Here is a 16,266-nt window from a genome sequence, read left to right on the forward strand (position 1 = left end):
TCCCACTTCAATGGGAAGTTATCACGAAAACAAAGATCAAGGTTTAATTGAATCTGCACGATGGTATATTGAACAAGGTTTAATTCAAATTTTTTGTCCTAATAGTATAGATAAAGATAGTTTTTACAATAAAAAAATTCATCCTGTTCATCGCATTCAAAATCACAATTGGTATGATAAATTTATTTGTCACGAAATTGTAGAACGCGTAAAAAACAATACTGGCTCAGGCAAGGTTGCTGTTGCTGGTTGTAGTTTTGGAGGTTATCATGCAGCAAATTTTGCTTTTCGTCATCCTGGTTATGTTAGTCACATGTTTTCTTTAGGTGGTGCATTTAATATTAAAAGTTTTATGGATGGTCATCATGATGACGATGTTTTTTATAACTCTCCAGAAGATTATCTTCATGGATTAAACGATCATGAAATTTGGAATATGGATATTGTACTTGGAACTTCCAATTGGGATGTTTGTTATGATGCCAATTTAAAATTACATAAAGTTTTACAAGATCGAGATATTCCGCATTGGTTTGATGTTAGACAAGACAGAGAACACGATTGGCCAGTATGGCGAGAAATGTTTCCACATTATTTATCGAGAATTAAGTTTTTTTAATAATCATAGTAACGCTTTCAAAGTTTAAAAATTTGACAGAGTTTAAACAAAAAATAAATTAAAATGAAGAAAATTGGAATTTTATTCGGGATGGAAGACACATTTCCACAAGCATTTATAGACAGAGTAAACTCTAAAAACGAAAAAGGAATTATTGCAGAAGCCGTGTCTATTGACAAAGTGGTTCAGAATAAAGATGGCGAATATGCTGTAATTATTGATAGAATTTCGCAAGATGTTCCATTTTACAGAGCTTATTTAAAAAATGCTGCGTTAACTGGAACCAATGTAATTAACAATCCGTTTTGGTGGAGCGCAGATGATAAATTTTTTAATAATTCGCTTGCAGATACTTTGGGCGTTCCGTTACCAAATACAGTAATTCTTCCTTCGGCAGAACATCCTACGGACACAACTTCTGAATCGTTTAGAAATTTGAAATTTCCAATGGATTGGGATGGAATTTTTGATTATATAGGATTTCCTGCTTATATGAAACCTTATGCTGGTGGCGGATGGAAAAATGTTTACCGACTAGAAAATAAAGAAGAATTTTGGGAAAAACATCAAGAAACAGGACAATTAGTTATGATGTTGCAAGAAGAAATTGTTTTTACAGAATATTTTAGAGTGTATTGCCTTGGCGGAAAAGACGTTCATATTATGCAATACGAACCAAGAAATCCGCATCATTTAAGATATGTAATTGATGGTCCAGCAACTGATAAAAAATTATTAGCAATTGTAAAAGACTATACTTTAAGACTTTGTAAAGGTTTGGGTTATGATTTTAATACGGTAGAATTTGCTGTACGCGACGGAATTCCTTATGCCATAGATTTTGGAAATCCTGCGCCAGATGCCGAATTGACTTCTGTTGGTGCAGAAAATTTTGAATGGGTTGTAGAACACGCAGCCAAAATGGCAATCGCTGCAGCCAAAAAACAAAAACCTGGAAAAATGAATTTAACTTGGGGAAGTTTTATTAAGGATGCTTGTAAATAGTTTCAGTGGTCAGTGTTCAGTGTTCAGTTTTAAATTAATAAGATTTGATACTCTTTTTAATGTTTGGAAATTTGAATTTTTAATACTGAATTTTTAATACTGAACTTTTAATTAAGCACAGTTGCCCTAGCCCAGATAGCAATGGAAATCCTCGTAGCTTTTGCGAAGAGATTGTAATGAATAGCTGGAAATAGCTTCAAGAAAAAAATAAATTATGAGTAAAAAATTACCTGTTTTCACACTTGGTGTTGAAGAAGAATATCAAATAATTGATCCAGAAACTAGAGATTTACGTTCGCATTTGTCTAAAATTGTAGATGGTGCAAAAATAATTTTGAACGAGCAGGTTAAGGCAGAAATGCATCAATCAGTTGTTGAAGTTGGCACCAATATTTGTAAAAATGTTAAAGAAGCAAAGGAAGAAATTACTTTTTTACGTAGTAAAATTGTAGAATTGGCAGACAAGCAAAAATTGGTTGTTGGTGGCGCTGGAACGCATCCGTTTTCGCGTTGGCAAGACCAACCAATTACTGATGATCCGCGTTATCATACGATTGTGAATGAGTTACAAGATGCTGCGCGATCTAATTTAATTTTTGGTATGCATTGCCACGTTGGTATTGAAAATCGTGAAGTTGGATTGCAATTGATGAATCAGGCAACGTATTTTTTACCTCATATTTTTGCACTTTCTACCAATTCACCTTTTTGGGAAGGACGAAATACAGGTTATAAATCATTCAGAACCAAAGTGTTTGATAAATTTCCGAGAACTGGTTTGCCAGAATATTTTGATAGTGTACAAGCGTATGACAATTATTTAGAGACTTTGGTAAAAACAAATTGTATTGACAATCCGAAGAAAATTTGGTGGGATTTACGTTTGCATCCGTTTTATGATACTATAGAATTTCGAATTACAGATATGTGCCTTACTGTAGATGAAGCGATGTGTATTGTAGCTATAATTCAAGCAATTGTGGCAAAATTATACAAACTTACATTACAAAATACCAGTTTTAATATTTACAGATTAGCATTGATTAAAGAAAATAAATTTAGAGCTGCGCGTTATGGAATTGATGGAAATATGATAGATTTTGGACTTCAAAAAGAGGTTGAAACTAAAATGTTGCTTCATGAATTGTTAGAATTTATTGATGATGTTGTTGATGAATTGGATAGCCGAGAACAAATAAATTACATTCATACCATAATGAGAGAAGGAACTGGTGCTGACAAGCAATTGGCGGTTTTTAATGAAACTAATGATTTAAGTAAAGTTGTCGATTTTATTACTAATGAGTTTACTAAAGGATTTTAAAAAAAGTTTCGAGTTTCGAGTTTAATGTTTCGGGTTTAAAGTTTTGTGTTTGTGATTGGAATTTTTTTTACTGAAATTGATTTTTGAAATTTTTGAAATTTTGTCTTCCTGAGAAGTTTATGCTGAGCGATGACGAAGTACAGTCGAAGGATTTTGAAATTTACTATGCTTTTGCTTACTATAAATATGGGTTTTGAAATAAAAATTGTTTTAAGATTGAATTTTTTAAGTTGATCAAATCCTTCGACTGCGCTCAGGAAGACAAAATGTAATTCCATTCAAATTGTTTCTTATTATCAAAATTGGTTTTTAAAATTGACTTTTGAAATTGAAATTAAAATTGTTTTTTGAAATTGAAATTGACTTTTGAAATTGAAATTGACATTGATTTTTGAAATTGAAAATGTTTATCTTTGCACTATGAATAATCAAATAAGAATAGCAGTTTTAGACATGTATGATGGCGAACCTAATCAAGGAATGCGTTGTATCATTGATATAATTAATAAATTTAACCAAATAGTTACGTTTCAAATATTTGATATTAGAGGAAAAAATGAATTTCCAAATATTGAGAAATTTGATATTTACATTTCAACTGGTGGACCAGGAAATCCGTTAGAAGGAAACGGAATTTGGGATAAAAAATATTATGATTTTGTAGATCAATTATGGAATTGGAATAAAGAAAAAGAAGTAAAAAAACACGTTCTTTTTATTTGTCATTCGTTTCAAATGGCTTGTATTCACTTTGGTTTAGCTCAAATTACAAAACGAAAATCGACTTCTTTTGGTGTTATGACAATGCACAAAACCGAAAATGGAATGAACGATCCTGTTTTTGAAGGTTTGCAAAATCCGTTTTACGCAATTGACAGCAGAGATTATCAAGTAATTCAACCAAAACTGAGTGTTTTTAAGAAAAATGGTGCCGAAATCATTTCACTAGAAAAAATAAGAAATCATCGTGGCGATTACGAACGAGCAATTATGGGTGTTAGATTTTCTGAGTATTTTGTTGGATTACAATTTCATCCAGAAGCTGATGCATTGAGTTTTATTGCGAATTTAAAAAATCAAGAAAAACGTGACAAAATTATTGCAATGAAAGGCCGAACCAAGTTTAGAAATATGCTTGAAGATTTACTTGATGAAGATAAAATTTATAAAACTAACGAAACTATTATTCCTAATTTTCTTCGAATTGCTATTAATGATTTGATGAAAAATAAAAAAGCTTTGACAAATTAACTTTTGTAAAATGTATATTGTAAAAAAGTATAAAGTACAAAAATCAATATACAAATTACAATTTACATTATACAAATTCACAAATGAATTTAAAATACAGACAACTTTTTAACGACACTTTCACTACTGATAAATACGAAAATTTACTTCAAGACATTACAGATGATTTTGATTATGAAGTAACTTTTAGAATTGGTGAAACGCCTTTTTTTATTCCTAAAGATTTAAAACAACAATTAGTTGATGCTAGTAATGAAGTTATTGACTTTATAAAATCTGAAAACTTTATTTCGTTAACAGACAAAGCATTAAAACTAAACAGAAAAGTTCCTAACGAAGACAATCATACTACATTCTTAGCGATAGACTTCGGAATTTGCGAAGAAAATGGTCAAATAATTCCAAAACTTATTGAAGTACAAGGATTTCCATCGCTGTATAATTTTCAATATAATTTGGCTGAAAAATTTCAAAACCACTACTCTTTTCTCTCTAATTTAACACCTTTTTTTAACGGAATTTCTAAAACTGAGTATTTAAAAATTGTTGAAGAAGCAATTTGTAATAATCATCCAAAAGAAAATGTTGTTTTACTAGAAATTGAACCTGAAAAGCAAAATACTAAAATAGATTTTTATTACTGTAATCGAGATTTTGGTATTCCAATTGTTTGTGTTACAAAAATATATGAAAAAGGAAATCAGCTTTTTTATAAAAACAATAAAGGTGTTGAAACTCTTGTAAAAAGAATTTATAATCGTGTAATATTTGACGAACTAGATCTAAGAACCGATTTACAACTGAATTTTGATTTCTCAAAAAATTATGATTTAGAATGGTCAGGACATCCAAATTGGTTTTTTAGAATTAGTAAATTTATTTTGCCTTACTTACAAGGAAAGTATTTTATAGAAACTACTTTGCTATCTGAACTAAAAGAAATTCCGTCCGATTTAGAAAATTATGTTCTAAAACCTTTATTTTCATTTTCTGGAAGTGGCGTAATTTTTCACGTTAAACAAAAAGATATTGAAGCAGTTAAAGAAAAAGATTTATATATTTTACAGAAAAAAGTAAATTATCTTCCTGTAATTCAATCACCAGACGGAAAAGTTAAAGCCGAAGTTAGAGTACTTGCAGTTTGGAAAAAAGACGATGACTCACCTACTCTAGTTACTAATTTAGTGCGATTAAGTCGTGGTGAAATGATTGGTGTAAAATTTAATAAAGATAGAGATTGGGTTGGCGGAACTGTTGGGTTGTTTGAGGAATAAATAAACAATTTAAGAATATAAAAGTTTTAAACTATCTTATTATTAGTTAGTTAGCAGTAATGCGGTCGCAGAATCGGTAAATTCAATAACCTAATGAAAAGACATATTCAAAATTTTGATTATTATTCAAAATATCTTGGTGAAACAGGTTTAACGTTTACAGCTTATTCTAAAGAAAATGAATCTTTTCAAACAGAATTTAGAAGCTATAGTTTTACTATGTGGGAAGGTTATTCTGATAATTTATTTCTCAAATTGTATAAAAGTTCAGATTATATTGCTTTACCATTATTTGTTAAAAATTGGAATGAATGTAAGGGTTGGCGTTGGGATGATATTCCAGATAAAATCAACGAAATGGAAATCGATTGGTTACTTGCAAAATTACCAAAAATAAAATTTGAAACAGAAAATTCACCTGAAAAAGACTATTTTGACTTTCTACTAGATTTTATTTTTTTTATTGAATCAGTCAAAGACTTGAATTTAGAATTAAAAATATCAGATGATTATTAAAGATATTTTAAAAAAGCACTACTGCTAAAAGCGGTTTGGCGCAATTGGGGTTTTAGGCAAACTTTAAAGTTGGTTTTGTACTTGGAAGTCTGGTCTTTAATTTATAAATTTGGCTAATCAAATCCCCAACTGACGTCAAGCCAAGAGAAGATAATGTCTACACTTTATCTTGAATTCCAAAAGAATATCACCTCAATCTTCTCATTCCGTAGGAATCTCTAAAATTTAAATATTGATTTAGATTCCTACGGAATGACAAAAACTCTAAAAAAAAGTTCTTTTAATTTCTATTAATTTTTTTTCAGAATTAATCAATTCTAAACAAATTTCTTTTCTTAAAAAATTCAAATCATTAAACTGTAAATGTTTTGACCAAGCAGTTTCATTCAATACAATTTTAATATTTTGAATCACTTTAGAAGTTTGATTTGCATTCCTTAAAATAGCTTTCCCATCATATTCTGATGAATTTTTATGAAAAAAATCTACTTGTTTAGTTTCAAAATTTATTTTTATAAAAAATAAATTTGAGGTTTCATCATTTGGTAAAAAATCTATCCATTTTGCAAAACCAACACTTGTGTTTTGATTCTTATAATTAGTAGATGAGTTCAATCGCCATCTGCAGTTAGAAGCTCTTCCCCAATGATTTGAAATTCTATAAACTCCAATTTCTGTAAAAATATAACTACTACCAGATTTACTTTTATAATTGATTTTCAACTCTTTAATTTCAACAAAATCAACTTCATTCCAAATACAAAAAGTATGATTATGGAAATTATATTTATTGTAGCTATTTGTCATTCAATATTTTATAATCTAAAACAAATTATTTCTAATGTAACTTTTTAAGCTTTTCTTGTTGTGCAGAAGTTGCAAAATCTGCAATTAATCGCTCAGCATAAACGTCTAAAAGTGCTCTAACTCTTGCGTGTTTATTGCTTTTTACAATTAATCCAGCGTGATAATCTAGTGGAACTCTAAAACATATTTCTTCATCGTTAAACGTAGATAAATCTGGATGTTGAAACTTAGATAATGTAAGTACAATTCCGGCAAACTCTTTTTTAATTTTTGGTAATTTGTAACTTTTTTCTTTTGCCAAAGCATCTTCAATTATTGCCCATTCTTGCCACAAATTTATATCTGATGCTGCATGAACCATTTCGGCTAAGTGTGCACCACCAACTCTTGAAGCAGTTTCTAAAAAATAAATTTTTCCATCTTCTTCACATTTTATAAATTCGGCGTGCGATGCTCCGTGTTTTAACCCAAAACCTTTTATAACTTGCTCATTTACTCGTTTTATTTCTTTATCATCATCAGAGTTATAAGCAATATTTGCACTTCTAAAAATTCCTCCACCTTGAGAAATTTCCATTGGTGTTGCTAAATATTGAGAAACTAAACTAAATAAAATTTTACCTTCAAAAATCAAACTATCACAATGAAAAACTGCGCCTGGACGAAATTGTTCTAGTAAATATTTAAAACGGTTGTTTCCCATTTCGTTAATATGAATCCACAACGATTCTTTTTCAAAAACTTTAATTATTCCATTTGCAGAAGCTTCTGAACGAGGTTTTAAAACCCAAGGTGCAGCAACAGTATCAGCAAAAGTATTAATATCGTGATCATTAAAAAGTGAACAAAATTGAGGATTGGAAATACCACAACTTTTAGCTCGCATTCGCATCGCCAATTTATCACGAAAATATCTTCCGGTAGTTTGTCCCATTCCGTCAATCCTGAGATTTTCACGTAAATAGGTTGCTTTTTCTACATCAAAATCATCCAATGCAACTATGGCATCAATTTTTTTATGACGCATTAAATCAGATACTCCAGCCAATAAATCTTCTAAATTCCAATCGATATCTTGTCCTGGCATAAAAAATATTTCATCAATATATTCAACTGCCCAAGGTTTATCACGCAGTTTTTCAGAAGTAATTAAGTACACTCTATTTCCTAATTTTTTCAAATTTATTAGAAAATCATTTCCTTTAAAATAGTTTGAAATACAAATGAAATTTTTAGTATCCATAGTTATAAGTTTTCAATAAAGTTAGTAATTAAATGAACTCCAAATGCTGTTGCATGTTTGGTTTTAGCAAACTCATCATCGCCAAAAGCTACTCCAGCAACATCAAGATGTGCCCAAGAAGTGTGTTTATCTGTAAAATGTTCTAAAAATTTTGCTGCAGAAATTGCTCCAGCAACAGGTTTTCCTGAATAATTTTTAACATCGGCAATTTCGCTATTAATATCACTTTTATAGGAATCCCAAAGTGGTAATTGCCATAAACGTTCGCCAATTGCATCGCCAGATTGTTGCAATTTTTTAGAAAGTTCTTCATTATTAGTAAACAAAGCACCACATTCATAACCAAATGTTCCAACAGAACTTCCAGTTAAAGTTGCAATATCAATAACTGTTTCTGGTTTATAATTTTTAATTAAATAGGATAAACCATCAGCTAAAATTAATCTTCCTTCGGCATCAGTATCAATGATTTCAATGGTACTTCCGCTGTAACTATTTATAACATCGCTTGGCAAAAACGATTTTGCATCCACAGAATTCTCACAAGCTGGAACAATTGCTGTAATTCTGTAAGGTAATTTTAAATCTGAAATTAATTGCATTGCGCCAAGAACTGCTCCAGCGCCAGCCATATCACATTTCATATGAACCATTCCTGCCACTTTTATGTTCAATCCACCAGTATCAAATGTAATTCCTTTGCCAACTAAACCAATATGTTTTTTAGAATTTGAAGGATTGTAATCCATAATTATAAATTGTGGTTCACGCTCACTTCCTTGACCTACAGCTAGAAACGAATGCAATCCAACATCTTCACACTTTTTTCTATCAAAAATTTCTGTTTTAAATCCGTATTTATTTCCAGCTTCAACTGCCCAATTTGATAGATATTTTGGTGTAATTTTATTAGATGGCAAATCAACTAAATTAAAGGTTTCTAACTGTGCGTTTGCAATTTTGATTCCTTTTTCAACAGACGTTTTAAAATCATTTTCTGATAGAATTTCTAATACAAAAATCTCATTATTAATTGTATGCGATATTTTTTCTTTTTTGTAATGACCTAAATTATAAGTGCCGAGAACTAATCCTGAAATTGCTGCTTCTACATTCAAATCTGTAAATTCTATAGGTAAAACAAATGTTGCATTAGTTTCAAAATATGAACTTTGTTTGGCAGAAATTCGTCTAAAAATTGTTTTTATAGTTTTATAATCAGGTGATTTTCCTAAACCAATAAATAAATAATTCACATCATTTTTTTCAACTATATAATTGGTATCTTTTTTTCCAAAAAATAGCTTTTTAGATATTTTTATATCTTCAAATAAAGTTTCATTTTCTGTTTCATAAACTGGAATTATCACTAAACCTTTAAAAGAAGTATTTGATTTTATATATTTGACATTCATATATTTATAATTTATTTAAATATTATTTTAAATTGATTTTTTATAATTGTTATGATCTTCCAAATTGCAATTTATTCTTTTATTTGATTGAAGATTGTTGATTAACGATTTTTGATTTAAGATTTTTCTGGAATTGCTATTGATATAGAAACTATTCTTCTTTGGTACTAAAATACAACCATTCAATCGCTTTCGGAAATTCGTCACTCCAATACCTTTCATTGTGTTTTCCTACCATATTAATACTTAGACGAATCTTCATTTTGTCTGCAAAACCTTCTTTTTTTAATAATCTATTTTTGAAATTTGTAACGTGATCAATCATAGTTTCGCTTTCATCTCCACCAGCATAAAGATAAACTCTTGTATCTTGAGGTTCATCCATATCTAGAAAAGATAATTTTATTTTTGGAACAACCCAAAGCGATGGTGAGAAAATCATTAATTTTCCAAAAACTTCTGGATACATAATTCCAGAAAAAATACTCACCAATCCACCCATTGAACTACCACCAATTCCTGTGTTTTCTCTGTCCGATTTGGTTCTAAAATTTTCGTCAATAAAAGGTTTTAAAGTATCAGTAAGAAATCGAATGTACTTTTTTCCTTGACCATTTCCAAGAACTGTGTTTCCAACATTATATTCTTTAATTCGCTCTTTTTCAGCATGTTCAACTGCAATGATTATTATTTTACCAATATTATATTCTGCCATTACAGCCAATTTTTTGTCTATTTCCCAATTTCCATATTGCGCATTTTCATTGAATAAATTCTGCGCATCTTGAAGATAAAGAACAGGATAATCTAAATTGGAATTATCATAATCGTGAGGTAACAAAGCCCAAACACGTCTGGTTTTATTGAGCTGTGGAATTTCAAATTCTTCTGAAATCAGCTTAACTTTTGGTAGAAAATTATTTTTAAAAGGCAACCAGTTTTTTCGCCATTTGGCAACGTGTTCCTTTTTTACTCCGTTTTTACGTTTAGAAATTCTATTTTCTGTTCGGTTTCCGTACTTGTCAATTTCTACTTCACTCCAATCACCACGAGTAAATTTGTATAATAATTCTTCTGGAAAAGTATAATTGTATGGAAATTTAAAATGATACAAACCATTTTCTATTTTTTCCATTTCAAATGCTTTGTCTTGCGTAATCCAATTATTAAAATTCCCAGAAATAAAAACCGGACGATCATCATCTTCGTCAGTTGTGAGAATTATATTAAGTTGTGGTTCAACTATCTTCTTGTTTGTTGAAGTATTTTTTATAGGATTTTCTTCAGTCATTTTCATTAAATCTAAACACTATTGTAAAAAGTAAATATAGTTTTTTGATTTTTTATATTCAAATGAAATGACGATTTTAATTGATAATTTATTAGTCATTCAATTTGAATAAATTATCTATAAAATAGGTCATTATTTGTTACGCGATTTTAAAATAGCTACAACATCATTCAACTGAAAACCTTTGGCTTGAAGTAAAATTAAATAGTGAAAAAGTAAATCGGCACTTTCATTTAAAAATAAATTGTCATCATTGTCTTTAGCTTCAATTACAACTTCAACAGCTTCTTCTCCAACTTTTTGGATTATTTTATTAATTCCTTTTTTAAACAAAGAAGCAACATAACTTTCATCAGACAAGTTGTTTTTTCTTTCAGAAATTATAGTTTCTAATTTAGATAAGAAACCATAATTTTCATCATTATTTTCTGCCCAACAAGTGTCAGTTCCGTTATGACAAGTTGGTCCAAATGGTTTTGCTTGGATTAAAAAAGTATCCGAATCACAATCTAATTTTATAGATTTAAGTTCAAGAAAATTACCGCTTTCTTCACCTTTTGTCCACAATCTGTTTTTGGAACGACTAAAAAAAGTTACTTTGTTGGTTTCTAAAGTTTTTAAATATGCTTCTTCGTTCATATAACCAAGCATTAAAACGTTTTTAGTTTCACTGTCTTGAATTATTGCTGGAAGCAAATTGTCTGAATTTTTATTGAAATTTGGTTTCATATTTTTTTGCCACTAAGTCGCTAAGGCGCTAAGTTTTTTATATTATTTTTTATTTTTTTTGTTATACACCTGATAAGTTTTAAAAAACTGTCAGGTATAAAATTTCCTAAATTCTAATTGCTATATTTTTACTTTTTAAATATTTTTTTAACTCTGGAATTTGAATTTCATTATAATGAAAAACACTTGCTGCCAAAGCTGCATCGGCATTTCCGAGTGTAAATGCATCTTCAAAATGTTGCATTGTTCCTGCGCCACCAGAAGCAATTATTGGAATATTTACAGTTTTAGAAAGTTGTGCTAAAGCATCATTTGCAAATCCGTTTTTGGTTCCGTCATTGTTCATTGAAGTGAAAAGAATTTCACCTGCTCCACGAGTTTCAACTTCTTTTGCCCAGTCAAATAAATCCAATGCTGTAGCTTGCTTTCCTCCAACTAAATGCACTTTCCAAATTTCGTTAACTTGCTTTGCGTCTATTGCAACAACAATGCATTGACTTCCAAATTCTTTTGCTAAATCGTTTATTAATTGTGGATTTCTAATTGCTGATGAATTTATAGAAACTTTATCTGCGCCATTTTTAAGTAAAATTTCAACATCAGAAATGGACGAAATTCCGCCACCAACTGTAAACGGAATATTAATTGTTTCTGCAACATTTCTAACCAAATTTACTAATGTTTTTCTTCGTTCTTCTGTTGCAGAAATATCAAGAAAAACTAGTTCATCTGCACCGTTTTCTGAATATTTTTTGGCTAATTCTATTGGATTTCCTGCATCTTTTAACTCTAGAAAGTTGACACCTTTTACAGTTCTACCATCTTTTATATCTAGGCACGGAATGATTCTTTTTGTTAACATAATTGTTTAAATTTCGTACCTAACAGGTTTTAAAAACCTGTTAGGACATTAAAATATAATTTTCTAGTTGTTTTAAAGAAATTCGATTTTCATAAATTGCTTTTCCAATTATTGTTCCTTCGCAACCTAATGCTGCTAGTTTTGGAAGTTCATCAAAAGTTGAAATTCCGCCTGAAGCTATAAGTTTAATCTCGACTGCGCTCGATTTGACAGAACATTGCTTCAAAATCTTTTTGTACAAATCAAAACTTGGTCCTTCTAACATTCCGTCTTTGACTATGTCTGTACAAATTATATATTGAATTCCTTTTTCTTGATAATTTTGAATAAACGGAATTAAATCTTGGTTACTTTCTTCTAACCAACCAGAAATTGCAACTTTTTCGTTATTGGCATCTGCGCCGAGAATAATTTTTTCTGAACCATATTTTGTTATCCATTCTTGGAACAAATCTGGGTTTTTTATGGCAATACTTCCTCCAGTAACTTGATTTGCGCCACTTTCAAAAGCTATTTGTAAATCGGAATTTGATTTTAAACCACCACCAAAATCTATTTTGAGATTGGTTTTTGAAGCGATTTGTTCCAAAATTTTATGATTGACAATTTTGCTTGATTTTGCTCCATCTAAATCTACCAAATGTAAGTATTGAATTCCGTGTGCTTCGAATTCTTTAGCTACTTCAAGCGGATTTTCATTATATATTATTTTGGTAGCATAATCGCCTTTGGAAAGGCGTACACATTTTCCATCTATTATATCTATTGCTGGAATTATTCTCATAGGATTGATGATTTTTGATTAACGATTTTTGATTTTTGATCTAAAATGTTCATTTAAATTTTGAAATTTATATTGGCTTTTGAAATTGACTTTTGAAATTAATATTGATACCGCGTTAGGGATTAAGGCATTGTTTGAGCTCTTTTTAATGGAACGTTAGTGGAATTAAAAAAGCGAGTGCCGAAAGCCCGACTCGCTTTTTCAGCGAGTAACGCCCAAATTAAAAACTATATTTTTAAAAAATTATTCAAAATTTGTTCACCTATTTTTCCACTTTTTTCTGGGTGAAATTGTACTCCGTAAAAATTATTTTTTTGTAATGCTGATGAATATTCAACTTCATAATTGGTAAATGCTATTGTTTCTTGGCATTTTGGTGCGTAAAAACTGTGGACTAAATACATGTGTTCATCATCAGAGATTTCACTGAAAAGTTCTGATTTTAAATTAGTTATAGTATTCCAACCCATTTGTGGAACTTTTACATTGTTAGAAAATTTTATTACATCGACATTAAAAATTCCTAATCCTTTTGTGTTGCCTTCTTCAGAATGTTTACATAGTAGTTGCATGCCCAAACAAATACCCAAAACTGGCTGTTTTAGTGTTGGAATTAATTGGTCTAAACCACTTTCTCTAAGTTTTTTCATTGCCGAACTTGCTTCTCCAACTCCAGGAAAAATTACTTTATCTGCTGTTAAAATTTCGATTGGATTGTTGGTTAAAACTCCTTCATAACCCAATCTTTGTAAAGCAAATTGTATGCTTTGAATGTTTCCTGCGCCGTAATTTATTATTGCGATTTTCATATATGCTGAACTTGTTTACACTGAATTAATTTCAGGGTTTCAGTATCTTTAAACTACTATATTTTTTTATTTGCTAAACCTTTAAAATATTAAGGTTCATTAATTTATAGTTTGTATTTTTATAACATTCCTTTAGTTGAGGGTAAAATCATTTTGCTTGCATCGCGTTTTACTGCAACTTTTATTGCTTTGGCAAATGCTTTAAAAATAGCTTCAATTTTATGGTGTTCGTTTGTGCCTTCGGCTTTAATATTTAGATTTGCTTTTGCGCCATCGGTAAATGATTTGAAAAAGTGATAGAACATTTCTGTTGGCATTTCTCCAATTTTTTCACGTTTAAAATCGGCTTCCCAAACTAACCAATTTCTTCCACCAAAATCGATGGCGACTTGCGCCAAACAATCGTCCATTGGAAGTGTAAAACCGTATCTTTCGATTCCTAATTTGTTAGATAATGCTTTTGCAAATACTTCTCCAAGTGCAATTGCTGTATCTTCAATTGTGTGATGTTCATCTACTTGTAAATCGCCTTTTACTAAAATATCCAAATCCATTTGTCCATGACGTGCAATTTGATCTAACATGTGATCGAAGAAATCAAGACCAGTTTTTATGTTGCTTTTTCCTGTTCCGTCTAGATCTAAATTGATAGAAATTTCAGTTTCATTGGTTTTTCTATAATAATTTTCTTTGCGGTTTTCGAGTTTTAGAAAGGTATAAATTTCTTCCCAATCGTTGGTTTCTTTTGCAATGAAATTGTCTAATTCTTCTCTTTTAGAAGTGATTTCTGAAGTTCCCAAATTGGTATTGTCGTTAATGAATATTGCTTTAGAACCTAAGTTTTTAGCCAATTCTACATCGGTTAATCGATCACCAATTACAAAGGAATTTTCTAAGTCATAATCTGTAAAAAAATAATCTGTTAATAATCCAGTTCGCGGTTTTCTTGTATTTGCATTTTCTGATGGAAATGTTTTATCAATGAAAACCTTATCAAATGTAACACCTTCATTTTTAAATGTTTTAATAATAAAATTTTGAACTGGCCAAAACGTATTTTCAGGAAAAGAATCTGTTCCTAATCCGTCTTGATTGGTTATCATTACTAATTTATAATTTAATTCTGAAGCAATTTTGGACAAAAAAGTTAAGCTTTTTGGATAGAAAGTTACTTTTTCAAAAGCATCAATTTTTTCATCGATTGTTTCCTTAATTATAGTTCCGTCACGATCGATAAATAATATTTTTTGTGCCATTATAACGATTTTAAAATTGTAATTAGTTGTTCTGTTTCTTCTTTATTTCCAACTGTAATTCGCAGACAATTCTCGCATAAAGGTTGATTACTTCTGTTGCGAACAACAATTCCTTTATCAATCAATTGATCGTAACGCTTGGTTGCATCGTCAACTTTTATCAAAATAAAATTGGCGTCAGTTGGAAAAATTTTCTGTACAAAACTAAGATTAGATAAGGCGTTTATAGTCTTATTTCGTTCTGTTTTTATTTTTTTTACTTGTGCTTCGAGTGTGCTTTGCAATAATTTTTTTTCTGCATGTTCTTGCGAAGCAACATTGACATTATAAGGTGGTTTTATTTTGTTTAAAACAGTAATAATTTCTGGTGATGCATACAAAATTCCGATGCGCAAACCTGCCATTGCGTAAGCTTTTGACAAAGTTTGAATGATTACTAAATTTGGATACAGCTTTAAATCAGATAAATAACTTTCATTTTCAGAAAAATCAATATATGCTTCGTCAAGAACAACAATTCCATTAAAATTTTTGAGGATTTTTAAAATAGATTCGTCATCAAATGAATTTCCTGATGGATTATTTGGCGAACAGAGAAAAATAATTCGTGTTTTTTCGTTTACAGCATCTAAAATTTCATTTACATTAGGTTGAAAATCAGACGATAATAATACTTCTTTGTTTTCTATTGCGTTAATATTTGCTAAAACACCATACATTCCATACGTTGGTGGAAGAGTAATTATGTTATCTTTATTGGGTTCGCAAAAAGCTCTAAAAAGTAAATCCAATACTTCATCACTTCCGTTTCCTAGCAAAATTTGGTTTTCTGGAATTTTATTTTGCTTTGATAAAATTGCTTTTAACTTTTTTTGTTGCGGATCAGGATAACGATTCATTCCGTTTTGAAATGGATTTTCGTTTGCGTCAAGATAAACCATTGTGTGTGTGAAGTCTTTAAATTCGTCTCTTGCAGAGGAATATGGACTCATTTTTTTTACGTTTTCTCTTGTAATGTTTTGGATATTGAAATCTTTCATTTTTTTAAACAATTAAAATTTTAATATATTATTTTTATTTA

16 protein-coding genes are annotated in these 16,266 nt (G+C 29.9%); 6 read left to right on the forward strand and 10 right to left on the reverse strand.

Annotated features, from left to right (window positions below; genetic code table 11):
* The 6 genes from ACH2BC_RS02890 to ACH2BC_RS02915 form a co-directional block, all read left to right on the forward strand.
* Window positions 1-619: alpha/beta fold hydrolase (locus ACH2BC_RS02890; protein WP_395052482.1), on the forward strand; the 619-nt coding region annotated here is incomplete at its 5' end.
* A 63-nt stretch (window positions 620-682) separates the two neighbouring features.
* Complete coding sequence (locus ACH2BC_RS02895; protein ID WP_395052483.1) at window positions 683-1,624, forward strand: RimK family alpha-L-glutamate ligase; 942 nt, start codon at window positions 683-685, stop codon at window positions 1,622-1,624.
* Window positions 1,625-1,838: 214 nt separating this feature from the next.
* Window positions 1,839-2,948 carry a carboxylate-amine ligase gene (locus tag ACH2BC_RS02900; RefSeq protein ID WP_395052484.1) on the forward strand — a complete coding sequence of 370 codons (1,110 nt, stop codon included), beginning with the start codon at window positions 1,839-1,841 and terminating at the stop codon, window positions 2,946-2,948.
* 420 nt (window positions 2,949-3,368) lie between these two features.
* Window positions 3,369-4,199: a type 1 glutamine amidotransferase gene (locus tag ACH2BC_RS02905; RefSeq protein ID WP_395052485.1), complete on the forward strand. Its 831-nt coding sequence runs from the start codon at window positions 3,369-3,371 to the stop codon at window positions 4,197-4,199.
* An 83-nt stretch (window positions 4,200-4,282) separates the two neighbouring features.
* Window positions 4,283-5,473, forward strand: coding sequence for a hypothetical protein (locus tag ACH2BC_RS02910; protein WP_395052486.1), 1,191 nt, complete (start codon window positions 4,283-4,285; stop codon window positions 5,471-5,473).
* Window positions 5,474-5,566: 93 nt separating this feature from the next.
* Window positions 5,567-5,989: a hypothetical protein gene (locus ACH2BC_RS02915; protein WP_395052487.1), complete on the forward strand. Its 423-nt coding sequence runs from the start codon at window positions 5,567-5,569 to the stop codon at window positions 5,987-5,989.
* 264 nt (window positions 5,990-6,253) lie between these two features.
* On the opposite strand, the gene ACH2BC_RS02920 is transcribed toward ACH2BC_RS02915, so the two are convergent.
* From ACH2BC_RS02920 to hisC, 10 genes are all read right to left on the reverse strand, one after another.
* Complete coding sequence (locus tag ACH2BC_RS02920; protein ID WP_395052488.1) at window positions 6,254-6,796, reverse strand: hypothetical protein; 543 nt, start codon at window positions 6,794-6,796, stop codon at window positions 6,254-6,256.
* A 31-nt stretch (window positions 6,797-6,827) separates the two neighbouring features.
* The gene (locus ACH2BC_RS02925) at window positions 6,828-8,039 is read right to left on the reverse strand and encodes an acetyl-CoA carboxylase biotin carboxylase subunit family protein (protein ID WP_395052489.1); all 1,212 of its coding nucleotides are present in this window, start codon (window positions 8,037-8,039) and stop codon (window positions 6,828-6,830) included.
* Window positions 8,040-8,041: 2 nt separating this feature from the next.
* Window positions 8,042-9,454 (reverse strand): leucyl aminopeptidase family protein, encoded by a 1,413-nt coding sequence (locus ACH2BC_RS02930; RefSeq protein ID WP_395052490.1) that lies wholly within the window; start codon window positions 9,452-9,454, stop codon window positions 8,042-8,044.
* Between the two features lie 151 nt (window positions 9,455-9,605).
* Window positions 9,606-10,745 carry an alpha/beta hydrolase gene (locus tag ACH2BC_RS02935; RefSeq protein WP_395052491.1) on the reverse strand — a complete coding sequence of 380 codons (1,140 nt, stop codon included), beginning with the start codon at window positions 10,743-10,745 and terminating at the stop codon, window positions 9,606-9,608.
* 132 nt (window positions 10,746-10,877) lie between these two features.
* On the reverse strand, window positions 10,878-11,474 hold the full coding sequence (hisIE, locus tag ACH2BC_RS02940) for a bifunctional phosphoribosyl-AMP cyclohydrolase/phosphoribosyl-ATP diphosphatase HisIE (RefSeq protein ID WP_395052492.1): 597 nt from the start codon (window positions 11,472-11,474) through the stop codon (window positions 10,878-10,880).
* 106 nt (window positions 11,475-11,580) lie between these two features.
* A complete protein-coding gene (gene hisF / locus ACH2BC_RS02945) occupies window positions 11,581-12,336 on the reverse strand; it encodes an imidazole glycerol phosphate synthase subunit HisF (RefSeq protein WP_395052493.1) in 756 nt (251 codons plus the stop codon).
* A gap of 40 nt (window positions 12,337-12,376) precedes the next feature.
* The gene (gene hisA / locus ACH2BC_RS02950; RefSeq protein ID WP_395052494.1) at window positions 12,377-13,120 is read right to left on the reverse strand and encodes a 1-(5-phosphoribosyl)-5-[(5-phosphoribosylamino)methylideneamino]imidazole-4-carboxamide isomerase; all 744 of its coding nucleotides are present in this window, start codon (window positions 13,118-13,120) and stop codon (window positions 12,377-12,379) included.
* A gap of 227 nt (window positions 13,121-13,347) precedes the next feature.
* The gene (gene hisH / locus ACH2BC_RS02955; protein WP_395052495.1) at window positions 13,348-13,929 is read right to left on the reverse strand and encodes an imidazole glycerol phosphate synthase subunit HisH; all 582 of its coding nucleotides are present in this window, start codon (window positions 13,927-13,929) and stop codon (window positions 13,348-13,350) included.
* Window positions 13,930-14,048: 119 nt separating this feature from the next.
* Window positions 14,049-15,185, reverse strand: a complete 1,137-nt coding sequence (hisB, locus tag ACH2BC_RS02960; RefSeq protein WP_395052496.1) for a bifunctional histidinol-phosphatase/imidazoleglycerol-phosphate dehydratase HisB — start codon at window positions 15,183-15,185, stop codon at window positions 14,049-14,051.
* Window positions 15,185-16,225, reverse strand: coding sequence for a histidinol-phosphate transaminase (gene hisC / locus ACH2BC_RS02965; protein WP_395052497.1), 1,041 nt, complete (start codon window positions 16,223-16,225; stop codon window positions 15,185-15,187). The genes hisB and hisC overlap by 1 nt, the downstream gene beginning before the upstream one ends.
* Window positions 16,226-16,266 lie beyond the last annotated feature (41 nt).

The organism is Flavobacterium sp. (assembly GCF_043760115.1).
Lineage (GTDB): Bacteria > Bacteroidota > Bacteroidia > Flavobacteriales > Flavobacteriaceae > Flavobacterium.

Coding starts and splice junctions, on each gene's coding strand:
- ACH2BC_RS02895 (WP_395052483.1), top strand. CDS start 683: ATGAAGAAAATTGGAATTTTATTCGGGATGGAAGACACATTTCCACAA.
- ACH2BC_RS02900 (WP_395052484.1), top strand. CDS start 1,839: ATGAGTAAAAAATTACCTGTTTTCACACTTGGTGTTGAAGAAGAATAT.
- ACH2BC_RS02905 (WP_395052485.1), top strand. CDS start 3,369: ATGAATAATCAAATAAGAATAGCAGTTTTAGACATGTATGATGGCGAA.
- ACH2BC_RS02910 (WP_395052486.1), top strand. CDS start 4,283: ATGAATTTAAAATACAGACAACTTTTTAACGACACTTTCACTACTGAT.
- ACH2BC_RS02915 (WP_395052487.1), top strand. CDS start 5,567: ATGAAAAGACATATTCAAAATTTTGATTATTATTCAAAATATCTTGGT.
- ACH2BC_RS02920 (WP_395052488.1), bottom strand. CDS start 6,796: ATGACAAATAGCTACAATAAATATAATTTCCATAATCATACTTTTTGT.
- ACH2BC_RS02925 (WP_395052489.1), bottom strand. CDS start 8,039: ATGGATACTAAAAATTTCATTTGTATTTCAAACTATTTTAAAGGAAAT.
- ACH2BC_RS02930 (WP_395052490.1), bottom strand. CDS start 9,454: ATGAATGTCAAATATATAAAATCAAATACTTCTTTTAAAGGTTTAGTG.
- ACH2BC_RS02935 (WP_395052491.1), bottom strand. CDS start 10,745: ATGACTGAAGAAAATCCTATAAAAAATACTTCAACAAACAAGAAGATA.
- hisIE (WP_395052492.1), bottom strand. CDS start 11,474: ATGAAACCAAATTTCAATAAAAATTCAGACAATTTGCTTCCAGCAATA.
- hisF (WP_395052493.1), bottom strand. CDS start 12,336: ATGTTAACAAAAAGAATCATTCCGTGCCTAGATATAAAAGATGGTAGA.
- hisA (WP_395052494.1), bottom strand. CDS start 13,120: ATGAGAATAATTCCAGCAATAGATATAATAGATGGAAAATGTGTACGC.
- hisH (WP_395052495.1), bottom strand. CDS start 13,929: ATGAAAATCGCAATAATAAATTACGGCGCAGGAAACATTCAAAGCATA.
- hisB (WP_395052496.1), bottom strand. CDS start 15,185: ATGGCACAAAAAATATTATTTATCGATCGTGACGGAACTATAATTAAG.
- hisC (WP_395052497.1), bottom strand. CDS start 16,225: ATGAAAGATTTCAATATCCAAAACATTACAAGAGAAAACGTAAAAAAA.